Source organism: Seminibacterium arietis, assembly GCF_042675725.1.
Lineage (GTDB): Bacteria > Pseudomonadota > Gammaproteobacteria > Enterobacterales > Pasteurellaceae > Seminibacterium > Seminibacterium arietis.
This window is the reverse complement of the sequence record NZ_JBHTJN010000011.1, coordinates 284,355-303,715: the sequence shown is the minus strand read 5'-3', so window position 1 is coordinate 303,715 and position 19,361 is coordinate 284,355. Positions and strand designations below refer to the sequence as shown.

13 protein-coding genes are annotated in these 19,361 nt (G+C 34.8%); 8 read left to right on the top strand and 5 right to left on the bottom strand.

Translation table 11 applies throughout. From position 1 onward, the window contains the following. The 6 genes from ACFQ02_RS07035 to hflC form a co-directional block, all read left to right on the top strand. A partial coding sequence (locus ACFQ02_RS07035; protein WP_380821000.1) for a YopT-type cysteine protease domain-containing protein occupies nt 1-4,302 on the top strand: 4,302 nt, incomplete at its 5' end. Between the two features lie 292 nt (nt 4,303-4,594). Continuing rightward, complete coding sequence (gene htpG / locus ACFQ02_RS07030; RefSeq protein WP_380821042.1) at nt 4,595-6,472, top strand: molecular chaperone HtpG; 1,878 nt, start codon at nt 4,595-4,597, stop codon at nt 6,470-6,472. Nucleotides 6,473-6,536: 64 nt separating this feature from the next. Further along, nucleotides 6,537-6,803 carry a hypothetical protein gene (locus tag ACFQ02_RS07025; RefSeq protein WP_380820997.1) on the top strand — a complete coding sequence of 89 codons (267 nt, stop codon included), beginning with the start codon at nt 6,537-6,539 and terminating at the stop codon, nt 6,801-6,803. After that, nucleotides 6,764-7,507 carry a 4'-phosphopantetheinyl transferase family protein gene (locus ACFQ02_RS07020; protein WP_380820994.1) on the top strand — a complete coding sequence of 248 codons (744 nt, stop codon included), beginning with the start codon at nt 6,764-6,766 and terminating at the stop codon, nt 7,505-7,507. The genes ACFQ02_RS07025 and ACFQ02_RS07020 overlap by 40 nt, the downstream gene beginning before the upstream one ends. A gap of 122 nt (nt 7,508-7,629) precedes the next feature. Beyond that, a complete protein-coding gene (gene hflK, locus ACFQ02_RS07015; protein ID WP_380820991.1) occupies nt 7,630-8,835 on the top strand; it encodes an FtsH protease activity modulator HflK in 1,206 nt (401 codons plus the stop codon). Next, nucleotides 8,835-9,722 carry a protease modulator HflC gene (gene hflC / locus ACFQ02_RS07010; RefSeq protein ID WP_380820988.1) on the top strand — a complete coding sequence of 296 codons (888 nt, stop codon included), beginning with the start codon at nt 8,835-8,837 and terminating at the stop codon, nt 9,720-9,722. Before hflK ends, hflC begins: the two co-directional genes overlap by 1 nt. A gap of 111 nt (nt 9,723-9,833) precedes the next feature. Here the strand turns inward: hflC and yjgA are convergent, their stop codons facing one another. Beyond that, nucleotides 9,834-10,388, bottom strand: coding sequence for a ribosome biogenesis factor YjgA (yjgA, locus tag ACFQ02_RS07005; protein WP_380820985.1), 555 nt, complete (start codon nt 10,386-10,388; stop codon nt 9,834-9,836). A gap of 112 nt (nt 10,389-10,500) precedes the next feature. On the opposite strand from yjgA, the gene pmbA reads away from it, so the two are divergent. Then, nucleotides 10,501-11,850 carry a metalloprotease PmbA gene (gene pmbA, locus ACFQ02_RS07000; RefSeq protein WP_380820982.1) on the top strand — a complete coding sequence of 450 codons (1,350 nt, stop codon included), beginning with the start codon at nt 10,501-10,503 and terminating at the stop codon, nt 11,848-11,850. 253 nt (nt 11,851-12,103) lie between these two features. Then, nucleotides 12,104-12,643 (top strand): hypoxanthine phosphoribosyltransferase, encoded by a 540-nt coding sequence (gene hpt / locus ACFQ02_RS06995; RefSeq protein WP_380820979.1) that lies wholly within the window; start codon nt 12,104-12,106, stop codon nt 12,641-12,643. An 839-nt stretch (nt 12,644-13,482) separates the two neighbouring features. On the opposite strand, the gene ACFQ02_RS06990 is transcribed toward hpt, so the two are convergent. From ACFQ02_RS06990 to ileS, 4 genes are all read right to left on the bottom strand, one after another. Next, nucleotides 13,483-14,880 (bottom strand): MFS transporter, encoded by a 1,398-nt coding sequence (locus tag ACFQ02_RS06990; protein WP_380820976.1) that lies wholly within the window; start codon nt 14,878-14,880, stop codon nt 13,483-13,485. A gap of 91 nt (nt 14,881-14,971) precedes the next feature. Beyond that, nucleotides 14,972-15,913, bottom strand: a complete 942-nt coding sequence (ispH, locus tag ACFQ02_RS06985) for a 4-hydroxy-3-methylbut-2-enyl diphosphate reductase (protein ID WP_380820973.1) — start codon at nt 15,911-15,913, stop codon at nt 14,972-14,974. Continuing rightward, on the bottom strand, nt 15,910-16,407 hold the full coding sequence (gene lspA / locus ACFQ02_RS06980; RefSeq protein WP_380820970.1) for a signal peptidase II: 498 nt from the start codon (nt 16,405-16,407) through the stop codon (nt 15,910-15,912). The genes ispH and lspA overlap by 4 nt, the downstream gene beginning before the upstream one ends. A gap of 55 nt (nt 16,408-16,462) precedes the next feature. Beyond that, a complete protein-coding gene (gene ileS, locus ACFQ02_RS06975) occupies nt 16,463-19,273 on the bottom strand; it encodes an isoleucine--tRNA ligase (RefSeq protein ID WP_380820967.1) in 2,811 nt (936 codons plus the stop codon). Between the last annotated feature and the right edge of the window lie 88 nt (nt 19,274-19,361).

Sequence of the window (19,361 nt, the reverse complement as noted above, 5' to 3'; positions counted from 1 at the left end):
AAAGCACTAGCGGAACATATTTACGAAGAAGTGGGAGCGGGACCTTATAGTACGTTAAGTGAAGTAAATACTAGAACGAAAGTTTCACAAGGTGATAATGAAACTTACAGCACTGTAGGTGATGTCAACTCCGATATAGCACGTAAATCAAAAGCACTAGCGGAACATATTTACGAAGAAGTAGGAACGGGACCTTATAGTACGTTAAGTGATAATCTTTACAGTAAAATATCTCAAAATAGAACCGCACTTGATGGGGGTATGGTAGATAATCCTCTTTATAATACAGTAAGAAGAGGAACTAATGATCCGTTACCAGAATTACCAACAGTTAAAAAACTTTTAAATAAAGTGGAAGAAGTTAGTAATGAAATTTATTCTGAGATAACATCGAAAACACGCAACCCTGCGGATGCTTTACCAGAGCTTCCATTTGAGATGAGATCCCGATTAGATGAGGGAGCAGACTTAGCGGATCATATTTATGAGGAAATCAACAGTATAGCAAGTAAGGCAAGACGAGCTTTACCTACAATACCAGAAGACGCTTCCAAAACACCTGTGAGCGATAATGGCGATTATGCTGAGATTGGAAATCAGCCTTTGGCTCCAAGAGTCTCATCACTTGATAGTGAAGGTGATTATGAAACGATTCCAACGGTAGTAAAAAGTACTGAGGAAAAGCCTTCTTTACGCTCTAAACGTTCTAAACGCGCTATATTAGGAGATGCAGAAGAATCTAGTGAGCCAAAAGTGCAGTCCAATTTAGCAGAACAAACAGGCACTATAAAAGCAGTTGTAGATACTGTTGAGCCTATTTATGCACAGTTGGATAAAACTCCTGAGGGTAGAGCAAAGGCTAAATTAAGAGGAGATGAAGCTAGTCAAGGTTTGATTGCTAAAGTAAAAAATGATGAAGAAGAAGTGCCACCAGCACTACCTGCAAGATCATCAGATTTAACTGTCCAAGTAGAGACTCAAGAATCTACAGAGTCACTAAATACAGTAAGAAAAACGCTAGCGGAAAGTAATCGTAATAATAATGGCAATCAAAAACAGAAAGCTGAAGAAGCTGGAAGTGCTACGCCGAATACCGTAGAAACAAGAAAGTCAGAAAATAAATCTTGGTTTGCAAAAGTGAAAGACTTCTTTTTTGCCAAGTCAAATCAATCACAGGCTAAGAAAATGAATTCTGATGAAGACAGCATTTCTAAATTCAATTATGACGGTTTGGAAGATGATATAAACTTGAAAAACTTGTTAGCGTTGGAAAATACTCGTTCTTCTTCTTTCGAAGAGAATGTATTGAAAAATCCTGAATTTTTAGCAGAAGCTAGAGAAATTGCTAAAAAATATATTCCTGAATCAACAATTAAACAGATGGGAAATTCTCCTGAGTTTGATGAGATATTAACAGAGGGAGCCAAAAAAGTAGAAAAACGCATCAATGATGCTTTAACTTTTAAACCTTCTATTGATGAATTTAATGAAATTCAAGGGTTAGTAAAAAATCTACAAAAAGGAAATGTTGTAGAAGAACTAAGTGAAAAAACGACAGCTATTACAGAAGCTTTAGCAGATACTTCTAAGACAATTCAACGTAATCCAAAATTGAAAGAAGAAATTCAAGGTGCTGTTGAAGAGTTCTTAAAGAATAGTCAGGGCAAAGACTTAACTGTAGAAATGATAGAGAAACTGAATTATGGATTACGTCCAGATGAAGGCAACGATCGATTGTTGTATAAAAAAGAGAACTTAACTAAGGAAAATGCAGTATTCTCTAGTCCACAAGCAGCTAAAATTCAATTAAATGAAACAGTAGATTTTATCAATCAAGCGAGAAAGCAAAATGTAGAACCAAGTGTTTTAGCTGGGTTAGTGTATCAACGCTTAATTGCTTACCATCCATTTGCGGAAGGGAATGGTCGTATGGCTCGAGTTATAGTAAATAAAATTTTACTTGAAGCGGGCTATCCACCGTTTACTAAATTTAGCTCTGAGTTTGAAACGCAGATTATCCCACAAACAAAAGCGACAGCTAAATCAGCGACAAGCAGTGAAGTAGTGAAAGAGTTTTTAACTGAATTAAGTAAAAAATCTTTACCGCAAGAAGATGGAAATAATCAAGCACAGCGAACAGTAACGGTGAATACAGCAGAACCTGAAAATACTACTGATATTAAAGACACTCAATCTGTAGATACACTCGTTGCGAAACAGTCACCACAAAGTGAAGTTAGCGGAACAGAGTTAAATTTAAAATCAGATACAGTAAAAAGTGAGGTAGCAGATTTATCGGCTGTTGCAACAGAGTTACAAAATGCTGCTGGTGGAAATAAAAAAGTAAAAGAAGCACCCAAAGCTAAAGGTGAACAAGAGGAAAAAGTTGGTCTTCTTCAACGAGTTAAACAATTCTTCACAGGTGCTAATGCCAAACCTTTGAAAAAAGATGATTCTGTGGATACACCGAACTATGAAGGGTTAGAAGATAAGTTGAATCTAAAAGAATTGATTTCTTTGGAAAGTGATCGAAATGCCAAGTTTGAAGATAATGTATTGAAAAATGATAAATTTTTAGATGAGGCAAGAGAAATTTCGAAAAAATCGATTCCTGAATCAACAGTTAAACAAATGTCTCATTTACCTGAATTTGATGACATTCTTACAGAAGGGGCTAAAAAAGTAGAAAGTCGTATTAATAAGGCAATAACGTTTCAACCTTCAACTGATGAATTTTTAGAAATTCAACAGCTAGTGAAAAAATTACCGAGAACGCAAGTTGTTGAGGATATTTCTACAAAAACAACAGAAATTACTGAAGCGTTGGCGGCAACATCAAAAACGATTCAACGTACGCCTGAATTGAAAGAACAGCTGAAAGTTGCAATAGAGGAGTTCCTACAAAGCAGTCAAGGTAAACCTTTGTCAGTAGAAATGATAGAGAAGCTTAATTATGGATTACGTCCAGATGAAGGGGAAGCTCGTTTACTTTACAAAAAAGAGAATTTAACTAAAGAAAATGCAGTATTTTCTAGTCCACAAGCGGCTAAAATTCAATTGGCAGAGACGGTTGACTTTATTAATCAAGCGAAAGCTCAAGGCGTTGAACCAAGCGTATTGAGTGCATTAGTGTATCAGCGTTTGATTGCCTATCACCCATTTGCGGAAGGGAATGGTCGTATGGCTCGTGTTATTGTAAATAAAATTTTACTTGATGCTGGTTACCCTGCATTCACTAAGTTTAGTGATGAATTTGAACCACAAATAATTCCACAAACTAAAGCTTCGACTAAATCAGCAACAAGTAGTGAGGTAGTGCAAGAGTTTTTGAAAGAGTTGGTGAAAAAAGGTGGGATAGCTGAGTCGATGGAAGTATCTCCACAAAACTCGACGGAAATTGACCGCACTTCTGCAACTTTGGGAGAAAGTAGAATAGAAAGTCCTACAGGATTTGGAGATGGAAATATTAAATTGGCTAGACAAGATGTAGTTGCAACTGAAGCAGTAGTAGCTAAACCTATTAGCGAATTAGTGGCGAATAAGGATCTCGTTGAACAGCCTCGCACAGTATTGCAACGCATTCAAGATCAATTTCAACCTTTGAAAGTGAAGAGTAAAATTAATGCTGTACGTTCCTCTGTTGAAGAGTTCGGCGGAGAAGTAAGCTTTAAATTTGCTCAATCAAAAGGTGAAATTTATAAAGAAATTGTTAAACATGTTGAAACACAAAATGGAGTATGTGAATCCACTTGTGCTCATTGGATTGCAAAAAATGTTAATCCCACTGATGAAAATTTCTTTAATACCCTTTATGAAGGAGGTAAAAAAGGGCATTTAAAGAAAGAAACTATTGATTCTATTAAAAAACTTCAAACTGAATTTATTAATAGTGGTAGTGCAACTCAGCAGTTCAAGCTAACAGATAATTGGTTACAAGAACAAGGCGTGGTTCCTAAAGAAAGAAGCGTTGCAGATTTCACTCGTCGTGATGAAGTTTCGGGGACTGTTTCTAAAAATGATGTTTCCTCATTAGTAAAAGCTATTTTAGATACAGGTAATGAAACCAATGGGGTTAAGAAAATTTCTATCAATCTTGAAGGTGGATCTCATACAGTATCTGCTGCGATTGATGGTTCAAAAGTGATTTTCTTTGATCCAAATTTTGGTGAAATGACTTTCCCAACTCACCAACAATTTGAAAATTGGCTAAAAAATGCATTTTGGCAAAAAAGTGGGTATGCTGGGAAACAGGAAGGAAAACGTTTTTTTAATGTAGTTAATTACAAGAAAAATGTTAAATAAGATTATCTGATTGAATTAAATCACTTTAATCTTAAGATAGAGTAATAAGCGTTTCTCTTTGGTTGTGATAAAAAGTTAATTTTATCTAACCAAGAGAGGCGTTTTTATTTTTAAAATAAATAATGTTTAGTTAAAGCAAAGTCAAAAGTGCGGTGATTTTTAATCGAATATTTTAGATAAGTGAAATAGATAAAAATTTATTACTTTGTTAACTCAAAACTTGAAATTTTACTTTTAATACCTATATCAGAGTCATTAGACTGAATTTTATAAGATAGATAAGGAAAAAATGATGAGCAATAATCAAGAAACTAGGGGTTTTCAATCAGAAGTAAAGCAACTTTTGCAACTGATGATTCATTCTCTTTATTCTAATAAAGAAATTTTTCTACGTGAGCTAATTTCTAACGCTTCTGATGCAGCAGATAAGCTAAGATTCAAAGCATTGTCTGAGCCCGAACTTTATGAAGGTGATGGTGATCTAAAAGTGCGGATCAGTTTTGATGAAGAAAAGGGCACTATTACTATTAGTGATAATGGTATTGGTATGACACGTGAGCAAGCAATTGATCATTTAGGTACAATTGCGAAGTCAGGAACAAAAGAATTTTTGACCGCACTTGGTAGTGATCAAGCTAAGGATAGTCAATTAATTGGTCAATTTGGAGTAGGATTTTATTCTGCATTTATAGTATCAGATAAAGTGACGGTCAAGAGTCGTGCAGCAGGTGAGCCTGTGTCAAAAGGCGTGTTATGGGAGTCTGCTGGAGAAGGGGAATATAGTGTTGCGGATGTTGAGAAACAAGAACGTGGAACAGAAATTACACTACATTTACGTCCTGACGAAAAGCAATTCGCAAGTGAATGGAAGCTACGTGAAATCATCAGCAAATATTCTGATCATATTGGTTTACCTGTAGAAATGTTGACTAAAGATTATGATGATGAGGACAAAGAGTGCGGTGTAAAATGGGAAAAAATTAATAAAGCACAAGCACTATGGACGAGATCAAAAACTGAAATTAGTGACGATGAATATAAAGAATTTTATAAACATCTTAGTCATGACTTTGCCGATCCATTATTATGGATGCACAACAAAGTAGAAGGAAATCAAGAGTATACTAGCCTGTTATATGTACCATCTAAAGCACCTTGGGATTTATTTAATCGTGAACATAAACATGGATTAAAACTTTACGTACAACGCGTTTTCATTATGGATGATGCGGAACAATTTATGCCAAATTACTTACGTTTTATGCGTGGTTTGATTGATAGTAATGATTTGCCATTAAATGTATCTCGTGAAATTTTGCAAGATAATAAGGTTACAGCGGCGTTGCGTAAAGCATTAACTAAACGATCTTTGCAAATGTTAGAAAAATTAGCTAAAGATGATGCTGAAAAATACTTTCAATTTTGGAAAGAATTTGGTTTAGTTTTAAAAGAAGGTCCTGCAGAAGATTTTGCTAACAGAGAAAGTATTGCAAAATTACTTCGTTTTGCCTCTTCTAAAAATGATAGTAGTGAACAAAATGTGTCCTTAGAAGATTACATTTCTCGCATGAAAGAAGGTCAAAAAGATATTTATTATATTACTGCTGATAGTTATATTGCTGCAAAAAATAGCCCTCATTTGGAATTATTTAATAAGAAAGATATTGAGGTCTTGTTACTTTCAGATCGTATTGATGAATGGATGCTAAGCTATTTAACTGAATTTGATGGTAAAAAATTGCAACCGATTACTAAAGCAGATTTAGATTTAGGTGAATTGGAAGATAAAGAAGAACAACAAAAAACGCAAGATGAGGCATTTGGATCTTTTGTTGAAAGAGTAAAAACTTTACTAGGACAACGAGTTAAAGATGTGCGTTTAACTCACCGTTTGACAGATACGCCAGCTGTGGTATCAACAGATAATGATCAAATGACAACTCAAATGGCAAAATTGTTTGCTGCGGCAGGACAGCCAGTACCAGAAGTGAAATATACTTTTGAGCTTAATCCTGATCATCATCTAGTAAAAAAAGTAGCAGATATTGCAGATGAAGATGAATTTGCGAATTGGGTTGAACTATTGCTAGAACAGGCAATGCTATCAGAACGTGGTTCATTAGAAAATCCAACGGCATTTATTAAACGAGTAAATCAGTTGTTATCTTAATAAAATTAATTAAAATAAGGCGTTATTTATACAAGTAACGCCTTTTTATTATTTAAGGATTATTATGCCAAAAATTAAGTTAGTAATATTTTGTGTTTTATTATCATCTTGTTCTGTAATTCATAATGAACGGCATGTATTATCACCTAGCTGTGAGCGTTATTTTAATGTAATCAAAGAAAATCTGGATAAATCCTCATTAGCTAAGCAAAAGTTAGAGCGATTACGGAAGAATTTTACTATAAGTCGTGCTAAAGTGCAGAAAATGAGTTTAGATACGCAGGAACGATTTTGTCAACAACGTTTGAATGTGCTTGGCAGAATAAAATGATTTTGATTGCATGGGGAAAAACGACTGAAAATAGTTGTTGGCAACAAATTCGAAGAAATTTAGTTCATGATGACTTGTTGAAATATAATGGAAATTCTCGTATTCAGCAACGTCAAAAGTGCCGTTATTTAGCTTATTTTTTATTGAAGCAATTATTACAAGAAGCTGAAATTTCTACCGCACTTTTGAATAAAATTGAACGTACAGTGAGTGGTCGTCCTCATTTTCAAGCGGAACATGTTGATTTCAATATTAGTCATTCATCTGATTGGGTGGCTGTTATTTTAAAAGTCTCGAATAAAGAACAAAAAAGTGTGGTAGGAATTGATATTGAACTTCCAGTTAGATCAAGAAATTACACCGCACTTTTAACACAATTCACCGCTAAATCAGAGCAAAATTGGTTTGAAAAACAATCGAATAAAGAAGCTAGTTTTTATCGGATATGGTGTTTACGAGAGGCAGTATTGAAATCACAAGGAGTAGGTATAGCAAAATTATCAAGTATTGAACATAATCCGCTAGATTTGCAGATCAATACGCCATTTTGCCCTCAAGGTGAACTTATTTTTACATCAGAATTACCTTTCTATTTAGCATATTTTTCTAATAGAAATGCACAAAAAGTGCGGTATTTTTTGTTGCAACATGATAAATTAATTGAAGAAAAATTAAACAAACAATTGAAATATCAAGTTAATTGACTGTGCTCTGACTTTAAAAATAAAAAATAACCCATAAATAGCAGAAATATTGAGTTTTATTAGACTTAGCAAATAATTTTGTTTACACTGTGTAACAATTTTTTGACAAAACGGAGAGAAAAATGTCTTTAAATAGTTCGGATCAAGATCCTTGGGCTAAGCCTAGTGGCAGTAAACAGCCTGAAAGTAATAAAGGCGATCAGCGGAACTGGGAAAATGATGGGAAGCGGAAAGAACAATCCCCCCCTGACATTGAGGAAATATTCAATAGTTTATTGAAGAAACTTTCAGGTAATAATAGTTCAGGGAATAAAGGGAGCAAAAATAGTCATTCCTATAATTTAATTAAATTTTTACCAATAGCTACTATTGCTGCCCTCATTATCTGGGGAGTTAGCGGTCTTTATACGATTAAAGAGGCTGAAAGAGGCGTAGTATTACGTTTTGGTGAATTACACTCAATAGTTCAACCTGGATTAAATTGGAAACCAACATTTGTGGATCGTGTTGTTCCAGTGAATGTGGAGCAAGTAAAAGAGTTAAGAACACAAGGTGCCATGCTTACTCAAGATGAAAATATGGTAAGAGTGGAGATGACTGTGCAATATAAAATTCATGATCCTGCAAAATATCTTTTCAGTGTAACTAATGCCGATGATAGTTTAAATCAAGCTACAGATAGTGCTTTACGTTATGTGATTGGTCATATGACAATGGATGATATATTAACGACAGGGCGTTCAGTTGTTCGTGAAAATACGTGGAAAGCCTTAAACGATATTATTCAAGCGTATGATATGGGGCTTGAAGTTTTGGACGTTAACTTTCAATCTGCACGACCACCTGAAGAAGTGAAAGCGGCTTTTGATGATGCTATTAAAGCTCAAGAAGATGAACAACGCTATATTCGTGAAGCTGAAGCTTATGCACGTGAGCAAGAGCCAATTGCACGGGGTAATGCTCAGCGTATCGTAGAACAAGCGACTGCTTATAAAGATCAAGTAGTGTTAAATGCTCAGGGTGAAGTGGAGAGATTTAAACGCTTATTACCTGAGTTTAAAGTTGCACCACAATTGTTAAAAGAGCGACTATATATTCAAACAATGGAAAAAATTATGTCTAGTACGCCAAAAGTCATGTTGGATAATAGTAATAGTTTGACTGTATTGCCTTTAGAACAACTTTTATCAGCTAAAAAAGCGATTGAGGTTAAGCAAGAAAAAGCATTGCCAACACCAAAAAGTGCGGTAAATACTCGCGTTTTTTCTGACTCAGATCGTGAACCTGTAGAACAAAATACAGAGAGTCGTCAAGGGAGATTTAACTAATGCGTAAATTTTTAGCTTCGTCTATTATTGTGATTATTGCTCTTCTATATTCAAGTATTGTAGTAGTATCTGAGGGAACACGTGGCATCATGTTGCGTTTTGGCAAAGTTCATCGTGATTCTGATGATAAAGTAGTTGTGTATAATCCAGGATTACATTTCAAAATTCCTTTTATTGATAATATTAAAATTCTAGATGCTCGGATTCGGACTCTAGATGGTCAAGCAGATCGTTTTGTGACGGTCGAGAAAAAAGATTTGCTTGTGGATTCTTACGTTAAATGGAAAATTAGTGATTTTGGTCGTTTTTATACGGCTACAGGTGGTGGAGATTATACTCAAGCATCAAATTTACTTCGCCGTAAAGTGAGTGATCGATTGCGATCAGAGATTGGTTCAAGAACAATTAAAGACATTGTTTCTGGCACTAGAGGAGAATTGATGGAAGGTGCAAAGAAAGCTTTAAATACAGGACAAGACAGCACGGCTGAATTGGGCATTGAAGTAGTTGATGTGCGTGTTAAGCAAATTAATTTGCCAGATGAAGTATCTTCCTCTATTTACCAACGTATGCGTGCAGAACGTGATGCGGTAGCACGTGAACATCGCTCGCAGGGTAAAGAAAAAGCTGCGTTTATTCAAGCAGATGTAGATCGTAAAGTAACGTTAATTTTAGCGACAGCTAATAAAACTGCACAAGAGTTACGAGGATCTGGAGAATCTGCAGCTGCAAAATTATACTCTGATGCTTTTGCTAATGAACCTGAATTTTACAGCTTTTTGCGGAGCATGAAAGCTTATGAAGCAAGTTTTGCAGGATCTGAAAATATGATGATTTTAAAACCAGATAGTGATTTTTTTCAGTTTATGCAAAGACCTGTGAAATAATTTTGTAAAAGTAAAAAATGGTCATTCATTATAGATGACCATTTTTATTTTTGTTAAACATTATTTATAAATTTACCGCACTTTATTTGCTATACAAGATAGTTTTTAACGTTAATCTATTAACACGATTTCTTTCAAATACTGAAAAATTTCACGAGAAGATTTACTTGGTTTATTTTGATTCTTTTCTTTTTGAGCTGAACGAATTAGATTGCGTAAAAATTGTCGATCTGCTTGAGGATAATTGTTGATCAATTCTGTCAAACTAGAATCGCCTTTTTCTATTAATTCATCTCGTAATAATTCTAAATTATGTAGCATAGCCTGTTGTTGATTATCTCTATTCTCAATTTTTGTTAATATTTGTTGAATAGGTTCAACATCAATATTTCGCAATAACTTACCTATATATTGTAATTGTCGACGTTTTGCTTCTTTCTGTAAGCGTTGAGCTAATTCAATAGCATCAAGTAAATTTTCTTCTAGCGGAATTTTGGCTAAGTTAGCTTTATTAAGACTTACTAATTTTTCGCCTAATTTTTTTAAGGCTTGTGCATCACGTTTAATTTCACTTTTACTTACCCAAATGATCTCTTCTTGTTCTTCTTCCCAGTCAAAAATATCTGCATTTTTAGCTATTCTTTTAGCTTTTCTACTTTTAGTCATACTATTTTCTCAATTAAAAAATCTGTCTTAGTTTAGCACAATTTGTCAATTAGTAGCGACAGATTGTGAAATAAGATAAAATGCGAAAAGTTTCAGTTTAATGGGATTACATATGAAAAATCAAGAAAAACCGACCGCACTTTTACAGCAACAAGAACAAGAATTACGAGAAGCAGTAGATTATGCAGTGAAAATTGCCACTGCTGCTGGAGCAAGTGCAGAAGTTTTAGTGACAAAAGTAACTGGTTTATCAGTTTCCACTAGATTGCGAGAAGTAGAAAATGTGGAATTTAATAATGATGGTGAATTAGGTATTTCCGTTTATCTAGGACAGCAAAAAGGTAACGCTTCTACTTCTGATTTAACTCCACAAGCAATTAAAAATGCAGTAAATGCAGCACTATCAATCGCAAAATATACTTCACCAGATGATTGTGCAGGCCTAGCAGATAAAGAGTTAATGGCATTTGATGCACCTAATTTAGAACTTTATTATCCTGCCGAAATTGATGTAGATAATGCAGTAGATTTAGCATTAAAAACAGAAAGTTCAGCATCAGATTATGATGAAAAAATAACTAACTGTGAGGCCGCCTTTAATAGTCATACTGGAGTGCGTGTATACGGTAACAGTCATGGAATGCTACAAAGTTATTTATCTAGTCGTTATTCTATTTCTTGTACTGCTGTTGCTGGTGATGAACAGCAGGAGCAGGATTATGAGTACACTGTTTCACGGGATTTGAACAAACTACAATTACCAAGTTGGGTTGGTGAGAATGTAGCTAAAAAAGTGATAAGTCGTTTAAATCCACAAAAGATTGCTACACAGAATGTTCCAGTCATTTTTGCAAATGATGTAGCGACTAGTTTGATTGGTCATTTGGCATCTGCGATTAGTGGTGGTAGTTTGTATAGAAAATCAAGTTTTTTACTAGATCATCTAGGTAAAAAAATTTTACCAGAGTGGTTTCATATCAGTGAACGACCGCACTTACTTGGTCAATTAGCATCTACACCGTTTGATAGCGAAGGAGTTCGTACTAGTTCAAGAGAAATTGTTGATAGAGGGATTTTACAAAGTTATCTGTTGACCAGCTATAGTGGTCGAAAATTAGGTATGCAAAGTACAGGACATGCTGGGGGGATTCACAACTGGTTAGTTACACCAAATTTATCTGGTGGATTAACCGCACTTTTAAAATCAATGGATACGGGCTTATTAATTACAGATTTTATGGGAGATGCTATTAATTTGGTCACAGGAGACTATTCGCGTGGAGCCGCTGGTTTTTGGGTCGAAAAAGGCATAATTCAATTCCCTGTAGCAGAAATTACGGTTGCAGGACAGCTAAAAGAAATGTTCTCACAAATTGTGGCTGTTGCTGATGACATTGAGTATCGATCTAATGTTCAAACAGGTTCTATCTTGATAGAAAATATGAAAGTATCAGGAAATTAAAAAAATACCAAAATGAGAATGATTATTATTGACAAGGGTTTTTATTTCGAATAGAATACGAGCGTTTGTTAAGTATTGCTATTGAAAATGATTGGTAGAGTTCATTTTTTAGGTACTCCAAACAAAGTAGAGTAGAAAGTAAAATTCGTTAGGGTATTTAAAAGGCTGAGGTTTAAACTTCAGCCTTTTTTTTGTTACAATAGCTGGAAATTTCGTTTTAAAAAAAATTTAAAAATTATAAAGGCATATTATTATGAAAAAACATCATGTTGATGTACTACTTTCAATGCAAGAAATTCACTCTCGGATTGAGCATATTGGTTCTGAAATTACAGAATATTATAAACAAAAAAAAGTGACCAAACTTATTGTTGTAGGTTTGTTACGAGGATCTTTTATGTTTATGGCAGATTTAGTTCGTAAAATTGATTTACCAGTAGAAATTGAATTTATGACTACAGCAAGTTACGGCAGTGGAATGACGACTAATCATGATGTAAAAATTAGTAAAGATCTTGATGGTGATATTTGCAATGAGCATGTTTTGATTGTAGAGGATATTATTGATACGGGTTATACTTTGCGAAAAGTAAAAGATATTTTGCAGTTACGTGATCCTAAATCATTGCTAATTTGTACTTTATTAGATAAACCATCTCGTCGCGAGGTAGACGTTCCTGTGCAGTGGGTAGGGTTTACGATTCCAGATGAGTTTGTAGTGGGGTATGGAATAGATTACGCACAAAATTATCGTAATTTAGGCTATATTGGTAAAGTAATTTTAGAAGAATAAAGTAGTTTTTTGGCACTGGTTTAAAAATCAGAGAAATTGGATATTGATTTTTTATTGATATTTGAGGAAAGCTTTATTGCTTGATTAGCTGAGTTTATGTTTATATCATAAGTTTCTTAACTGCTTGATGAACGCAACAATGATGCTAGCATTTTCTACAATAAATTTATCAATACTTTGCTCTTTACTAGTATATTAACACTTAACTAATTCTGGGGGACAAACCCAGTTTTTCACATAAATTCATAGTAGGCGTTTTTATATAATGATCAGTCCCCCAGAAGCTAGACTGATTTAATTTAAGGACAGTGCTCTGTATTTTACATTGCTCAGTTCTTTTAATTTTACTTGAAATGCACTCGTTGCAATAATGAATATACTCGTGAATTTTTTGTTGCTCAGTGAAGATCTCAAACCGTTTTCTAAAATGACATTCTGTTTTCAACCTATCTAAAAAGCCTTCTATTGTTCCATTATCTAAGAAATGTCCTTTTTCTTGACATACTTTTCAAATACCTCTGGTTTATAATTCACTCAAGAGCAACGAGAATAAGTAAGGCTAATTAAAATAATAATCAATGACCTACAAACATGTTAAGAACATAGAACATTGCCTCGACTAGGCGCTTAATTGTCCAATAATAACCCCATAGTTAGGCAATGTGTGTTTAGCAAAAAATATTAATTACCATATTCCAATTCTCAATAAACTAAACTAGCCTCTATATCTGAAAGCATTTATGTGTATGCAATCACATTAATGCTCAGTTTTCGATATTTGTTGAGTAGAAAAATGAATTTATCGTCATAGACTGTCAATAACAGTATTTTTATAAGTTTTAGAAACCTGTATGTTCTTCACTTTTAATGGCATCGGTTACAATAGTCATGTCACGATCTAGGGTTTCAGGTACAAATAATGTTGCTAAGAAAGAGCAAAGCATCGTGAAAGCGATATAAATTGCAATTGGTAGCCAAGTTCCATAAGTTAAGAGTAGGAATGAACAAACCATAGGAGCAATACCACCACCAATTAATGAAGAAATTTCTCGAGCAACAGTCACCCCTGCATATCGGTAACGGGTTCCGAATAATTCAGGAAAATATGCCATCTGCACTCCAACATTACCATAAGCAGCGAAAATATACCCTAATGCTATGGCAATACCAATAAGAAATACTGAACCAGTATCTAATAAATTAAAGTATAAAAAAGGCATGACAGTTGCTAAACCAGCAATTAATAAATACATCGATTTTCTTCCGAAGCGATCTGATAGCGTTCCCCACATAAAAGCTGAAATCATACCGATAAATGCACCAATAAGTTGAATATCTGTAATAGTAGAACGAGGGAAAAATTTTGTTGTACCAGTTAAGTAGACATGAGCTGTTACATAAGTTACAAAAAAGGTTTGAACGGTATAGGAGTTAGTATTAGGTCCCCAGTTCATAATAGCTACTTGTATAATGCGTTTCCAACCATATTTTATGGATTGTACTAATGGTGCTTCCATTTTATGATTTTCTTGAGTTGACTCTTTTAATTGCTCAAACACTGGGGATTCAGATAGATGTCGTCGTATCAACCAAGCTGCGATAGTAACAACAAAGGAAAATAAAAATACAATTCTCCATCCCCAACTGATGAAATCTTGTTCAGGTATTATCCACTGAATTAAAGAAAACATGAATGTGCCACAGACTGTTCCAGCGGCTGCTCCAACCATTACTGATGAAGCTAATCTTCCTCTTCGACCAATACGAGCCGTCTCAGTGAGCAATGTTGCTGAACCTGACTGTTCAGCACCAGCTCCTAGCCCTTGTAATAATCTTAATAAAAATAACAGGATAGGTGATAATATTCCAATAGTTTCATAACTTGGGATACAGCCAATTAAAAAAGTAGCTGTTCCCATGAGAGCCAAAGTTACAACTAAAACCCATTTTCGACCGAAAATTTCACCAAAATGTGCAAAAATTATTCCACCAATTGGGCGTGCTAGAAATCCTACTGCAAAGCCTGCAAATGCCATTAATGCACCAGCTAGAGGATCAGATTGAGGAAAAAAGACTTGAGGAAAAACTAAAGCTGCAGCTAAACCATAAATAGCAAAATCAAATTGCTCTAGCATTGTGCCAACACCACCAGCTAATGCAGCGGCACGAACATTTTTATCAGATCGTGCTTTTTTGTAAATACTTTCACAGTCAGTATGAGTTTGTGAAGGTTTCATGATTACTCCATATTTAAAATAATAAGCAAAATTTATACTACCTAAATATAGGTATCATGTCAATGAGTAGTAATTGTTATACTAAAATGTGTTAAATAGACTTAATACGTAATTCTTTTGGTACTTCAAACACTGTGTTCTCTTCACAACCTTGTAGTTCTTCAACGCTACTGACACCAAGTTCCTTTAAACGATTAACAACTGATTGCACTAATACTTCAGGAGCTGATGCACCTGCGGTAATACCAATGATTTGTATATTTTCAAGCCAAATAGGATTAATGTCTTGAGCATCATCAATTAATTTTGCTTCAACGCCCATTCTCGAAACTAATTCTGCTAGACGATTGGAATTTGAGGAATTTTTAGAGCCAACAACGATTACTAAATCAGATTGTTTTGCTAATTCTCGAACAGCTTGCTGTCGATTGGTAGTCGCATAACAAATATCATTTTTGCGAGGACCTTGAATTGAGGGATATTTTTCTTTTAGTGCTTCAATTACTTCGCTAGTATCATCAATAGACAATGTTGTTTGTGTCATAAAAGTGATCTCATCATCACTTTTTAAAGTAAGTTGAGCTACATCTTCAACATTTTCAACTAAAAATATACCGCCTTCTGAATTATCATATTGTCCCATCGTACCCTCTACTTCTGGATGACCTTCATGACCAATTAGCACAGCCTTAGTGCCTTTTCGGCTAGCACGAGCGACTTGCATATGCACTTTAGTTACTAGAGGACAAGTTGCATCGAAGATTTTTAGTTCACGCCGTTTAGCTTCTTGACGAACAGCTTGTGATACTCCATGAGCAGAAAAAATAACGATTGCTCCGTCGGGAACTTCATTTAATTCTTCTACAAAGATTGCCCCACGTTCACGTAAACCGTGTACAACAAAGCGGTTATGTACTACTTCATGACGAACATAAATAGGTGCTCCGTGAATCTCCAACGCTAGTTCAACGATGCTGATAGCTCGATCTACACCTGCACAAAATCCACGTGGATTAGCTAAAATAATTTTCAACTTTTTTTACCGCTCTTTTTATCACTATTTTTGATAGAATCCAATACTAAACAAGTAGCTCCTATACAAATTGCAATATCTGCAATATTAAACACAGGATAGTGCCAATCACGCCAATAAAAATCAAAAAAGTCAACGACAAAACCATGATAAGCTCTATCTGTAGCATTTGCTAATGCTCCACCGATAATTAATGAATAAGCACAATTTTGTAATTTTTGTGTGTCATTATTTTTATATAGCATTATCAGTAACACGAGTGAAATGACTATGGCTAAACCAATAAAAAAGATTTTTTGCCAGCCAGAATGATCTGCTAAAAGACTAAAAGCAACGCCATAATTTCGCACATAGGTAAGGTTAAAAATAGGTAATATATTGATACTATCGTAAAGACTAAAGCGAGTTACAACAAAATATTTAGTTAAAATATCCAGTATGAAAGTTAGAATTGCGAGCCATAAAAAATGGAGACCTGTTCTTGGTTTTATCATAATAAATCCTTAAGTTGAGAGAAAGTGCGGTAAAAAATACCGCACTTTCAATAAATTAAGCGAATTTTCTAATTTCGCCATCACCTTCTACATTTTCTATGCAACGTGAGCATAATGAAGAACTGTCTCTACTATCTGAATAGTGCCAACACCGTGGACATTTGTGATTTTGTGAGCGTATTACTTTTACGGCAAAACCTTTAATTTCACCTTCTGTAATATCAGCTTGAGTAAGTGGTTCCACTTCCGCTTTTGAGGTGATTAATACAAAACGCAGTTCATTTTCTAATTTTTTCAGTAAATCAGAAATTTCATCATTAGCAAAGATAGTTAATTCTGCTTCTAGTGCGGAGCCAATTATCTTATCATTACGTGCTTGTTCTAATACTCGATTAACCTCATCTCGTAAAGTTAGCACTTGTTGCCAATAATTGTCATTCATGATTTCTTTCTCATCAAGAGCAAATAGACCATTGTAAAATTCTTCAGTGAAAACAAATTCACTACGTTTACCAGGTATATGATGCCAAATTTCATCAGCAGTAAAAGATAAAATTGGCGAAATCCAACGAACTAAAGCTTCAGCAATATGCCATAATGCAGTTTGGCAACTACGTCTAGCAAGGCTATTTGCTTTAGTTGTATATTGACGATCTTTAATAATATCTAAGTAGAATGAACCCATTTCGATAGAGCAGAATTTCATTAAGCGTTGAACTACGGTATGAAATTGATAATTATCATAAGCATCTTTAATTTCATTCTGGACTCGTAATGCACAATCCACAGCCCATCGATCCAAGGAGATCATTTGCTCAGGTTTAACAAGATCATTCTCTGGATTGAAGCCATTTAAGTTTGCGAGTAAGAAACGAGCAGTGTTGCGGATACGGCGGTAGCTATCTGCGGCACGTTTTAAAATTTCATCAGATACAGACATCTCCCCTGTATAATCAGTGGAAGCTACCCATAAACGTAAAATATCGCCACCAAATTTATCCATTACTTGTTGTGGTGTCACAATATTGCCGATAGATTTTGACATTTTACGTCCTTGACCATCTACAGTGAAACCATGAGTTAATACTTGTTTATAAGGTGCCTCACGATCTGTTGCTGTGGACAACATTAGTGATGACATAAACCAGCCTCGGTGTTGATCTGAACCTTCTAAATATAGGTCCGCACGTTGACCATTAAATTCAGAACGATTTTTTACTACCGTATAATAAGTTGCTCCAGAATCGAACCATACGTCAAGAGTATCGGGAACTTTTATATAATTTTTAGCATCCTCTTCTCCTAATAACTCTTTTGGATCTAGATCCCACCATGCTTGAATACCCGTTTTTTCTACTCGTTTGGCTACTTCTTCTATTAGTTCTAAAGTGCGTGGGTGTAACTCTTCACTATCTTTGTGAATAAATAAAGCTACGGGTACACCCCAAGTACGTTGGCGAGATATACACCAGTCAGGTCGATTTTCTACCATTTTTTCAATACGAGCTTGACCCCAATCAGGAATCCACCGCACTTTTTTGATTTCATTTAAAGCTTGTTCACGTAATCCTTGAGTTTCCATTCCTACGAACCATTGTGGTGTAGCTCTGAAAATGATAGGAGTTTTATGACGCCAACAATGCGGATAGCTGTGGCGAATTTTTTCTAATTTTAACAATCTGTTAGTTTCTTTTAATTTAGCGATTACTAAGTCATTGCTTTCAAATACGCCTTTCCCTGTAAAAAATTCTGCATTATCGTTGAATACACCTGCATTGTTAATCAATCCAGCCATTTCTAAATTATATTTTTTCGCAACGATAAAGTCATCTTGACCATGATCTGGTGCAGTGTGAACTAAACCTGTTCCCCCATCTGTAGTAACATGATCTCCTAAAATAAATGGTACTCTGAAATTATAGAATGGATGGTTAAAATACAGTAGTTCTAAGTCTGAGCCTTTAGCTTCTCCTTGTACTGGTAATGCTTCGACACCGAGAGCTTGTCGTACATTTTCTACTAACTCTTTAGCTAAAATTAGACGTTGGTCATTGAACTGCACTAGCTGATAAGTGAGTCCAGGGTTCAATGCTATTGCTCGATTTGATGGTAAAGTCCAAGGCGTTGTTGTCCAAATTACGGCAGAGATTTGACCTTTACCCTCACCTTGTAAATTAAATTTTTTTAATACCGCACTTTCATTTTCCGCTGGAAAGGTAACATAAATTGACGGTGAAGTTTTATCTTCATATTCTACTTCCGCTTCCGCTAGAGAAGAAGCACAATCTAAGCACCAATGTACAGGTTTATAACCTTTGTATAAATGCCCATTTGATACCATTTTACCGAAAGCACGAATAATATTAGCTTCCGTATCAAAATTCATCGTTAGATAGGGATTATCCCAGTCACCTAATACACCTAATCGAATAAAATCTTTTTTTTGTGCAGCAACTTGTTCTTTCGCATACGCACGGCATTCTTCACGAAATTGTGCTTCTGAAATTTTTTGATTTGGTTTGCCTACTAAGCCTTCTACTTTCAATTCAATTGGTAATCCATGACAGTCCCAACCAGGTATATAAGGACTATCATACCCAAGAGCAGTTTTAGATTTTACAATGATGTCTTTTAAAATTTTATTCACTGCATGACCAATATGAATTGTTCCATTTGCATAAGGGGGACCATCGTGTAGGATAAATGATTTTTTCCCTTTTGATGCTTCACGTACTTTTTGGTACAAGTTTTTATCGTACCAGTTTTTTAGCATAGCTGGTTCTCGTTTTGCTAAATCCCCACGCATTGGAAAACCTGTTTCAGGTAAATTGAGTGTGTTTTTATAATCGACAGTTTGATTAGACATATTGTTATTCCATCTTGTAATAATAAATTAGGTAGTTTTTATGCAAAATAATCCAAGCATTATACGCATAAATCAAGTAAGATTAAAG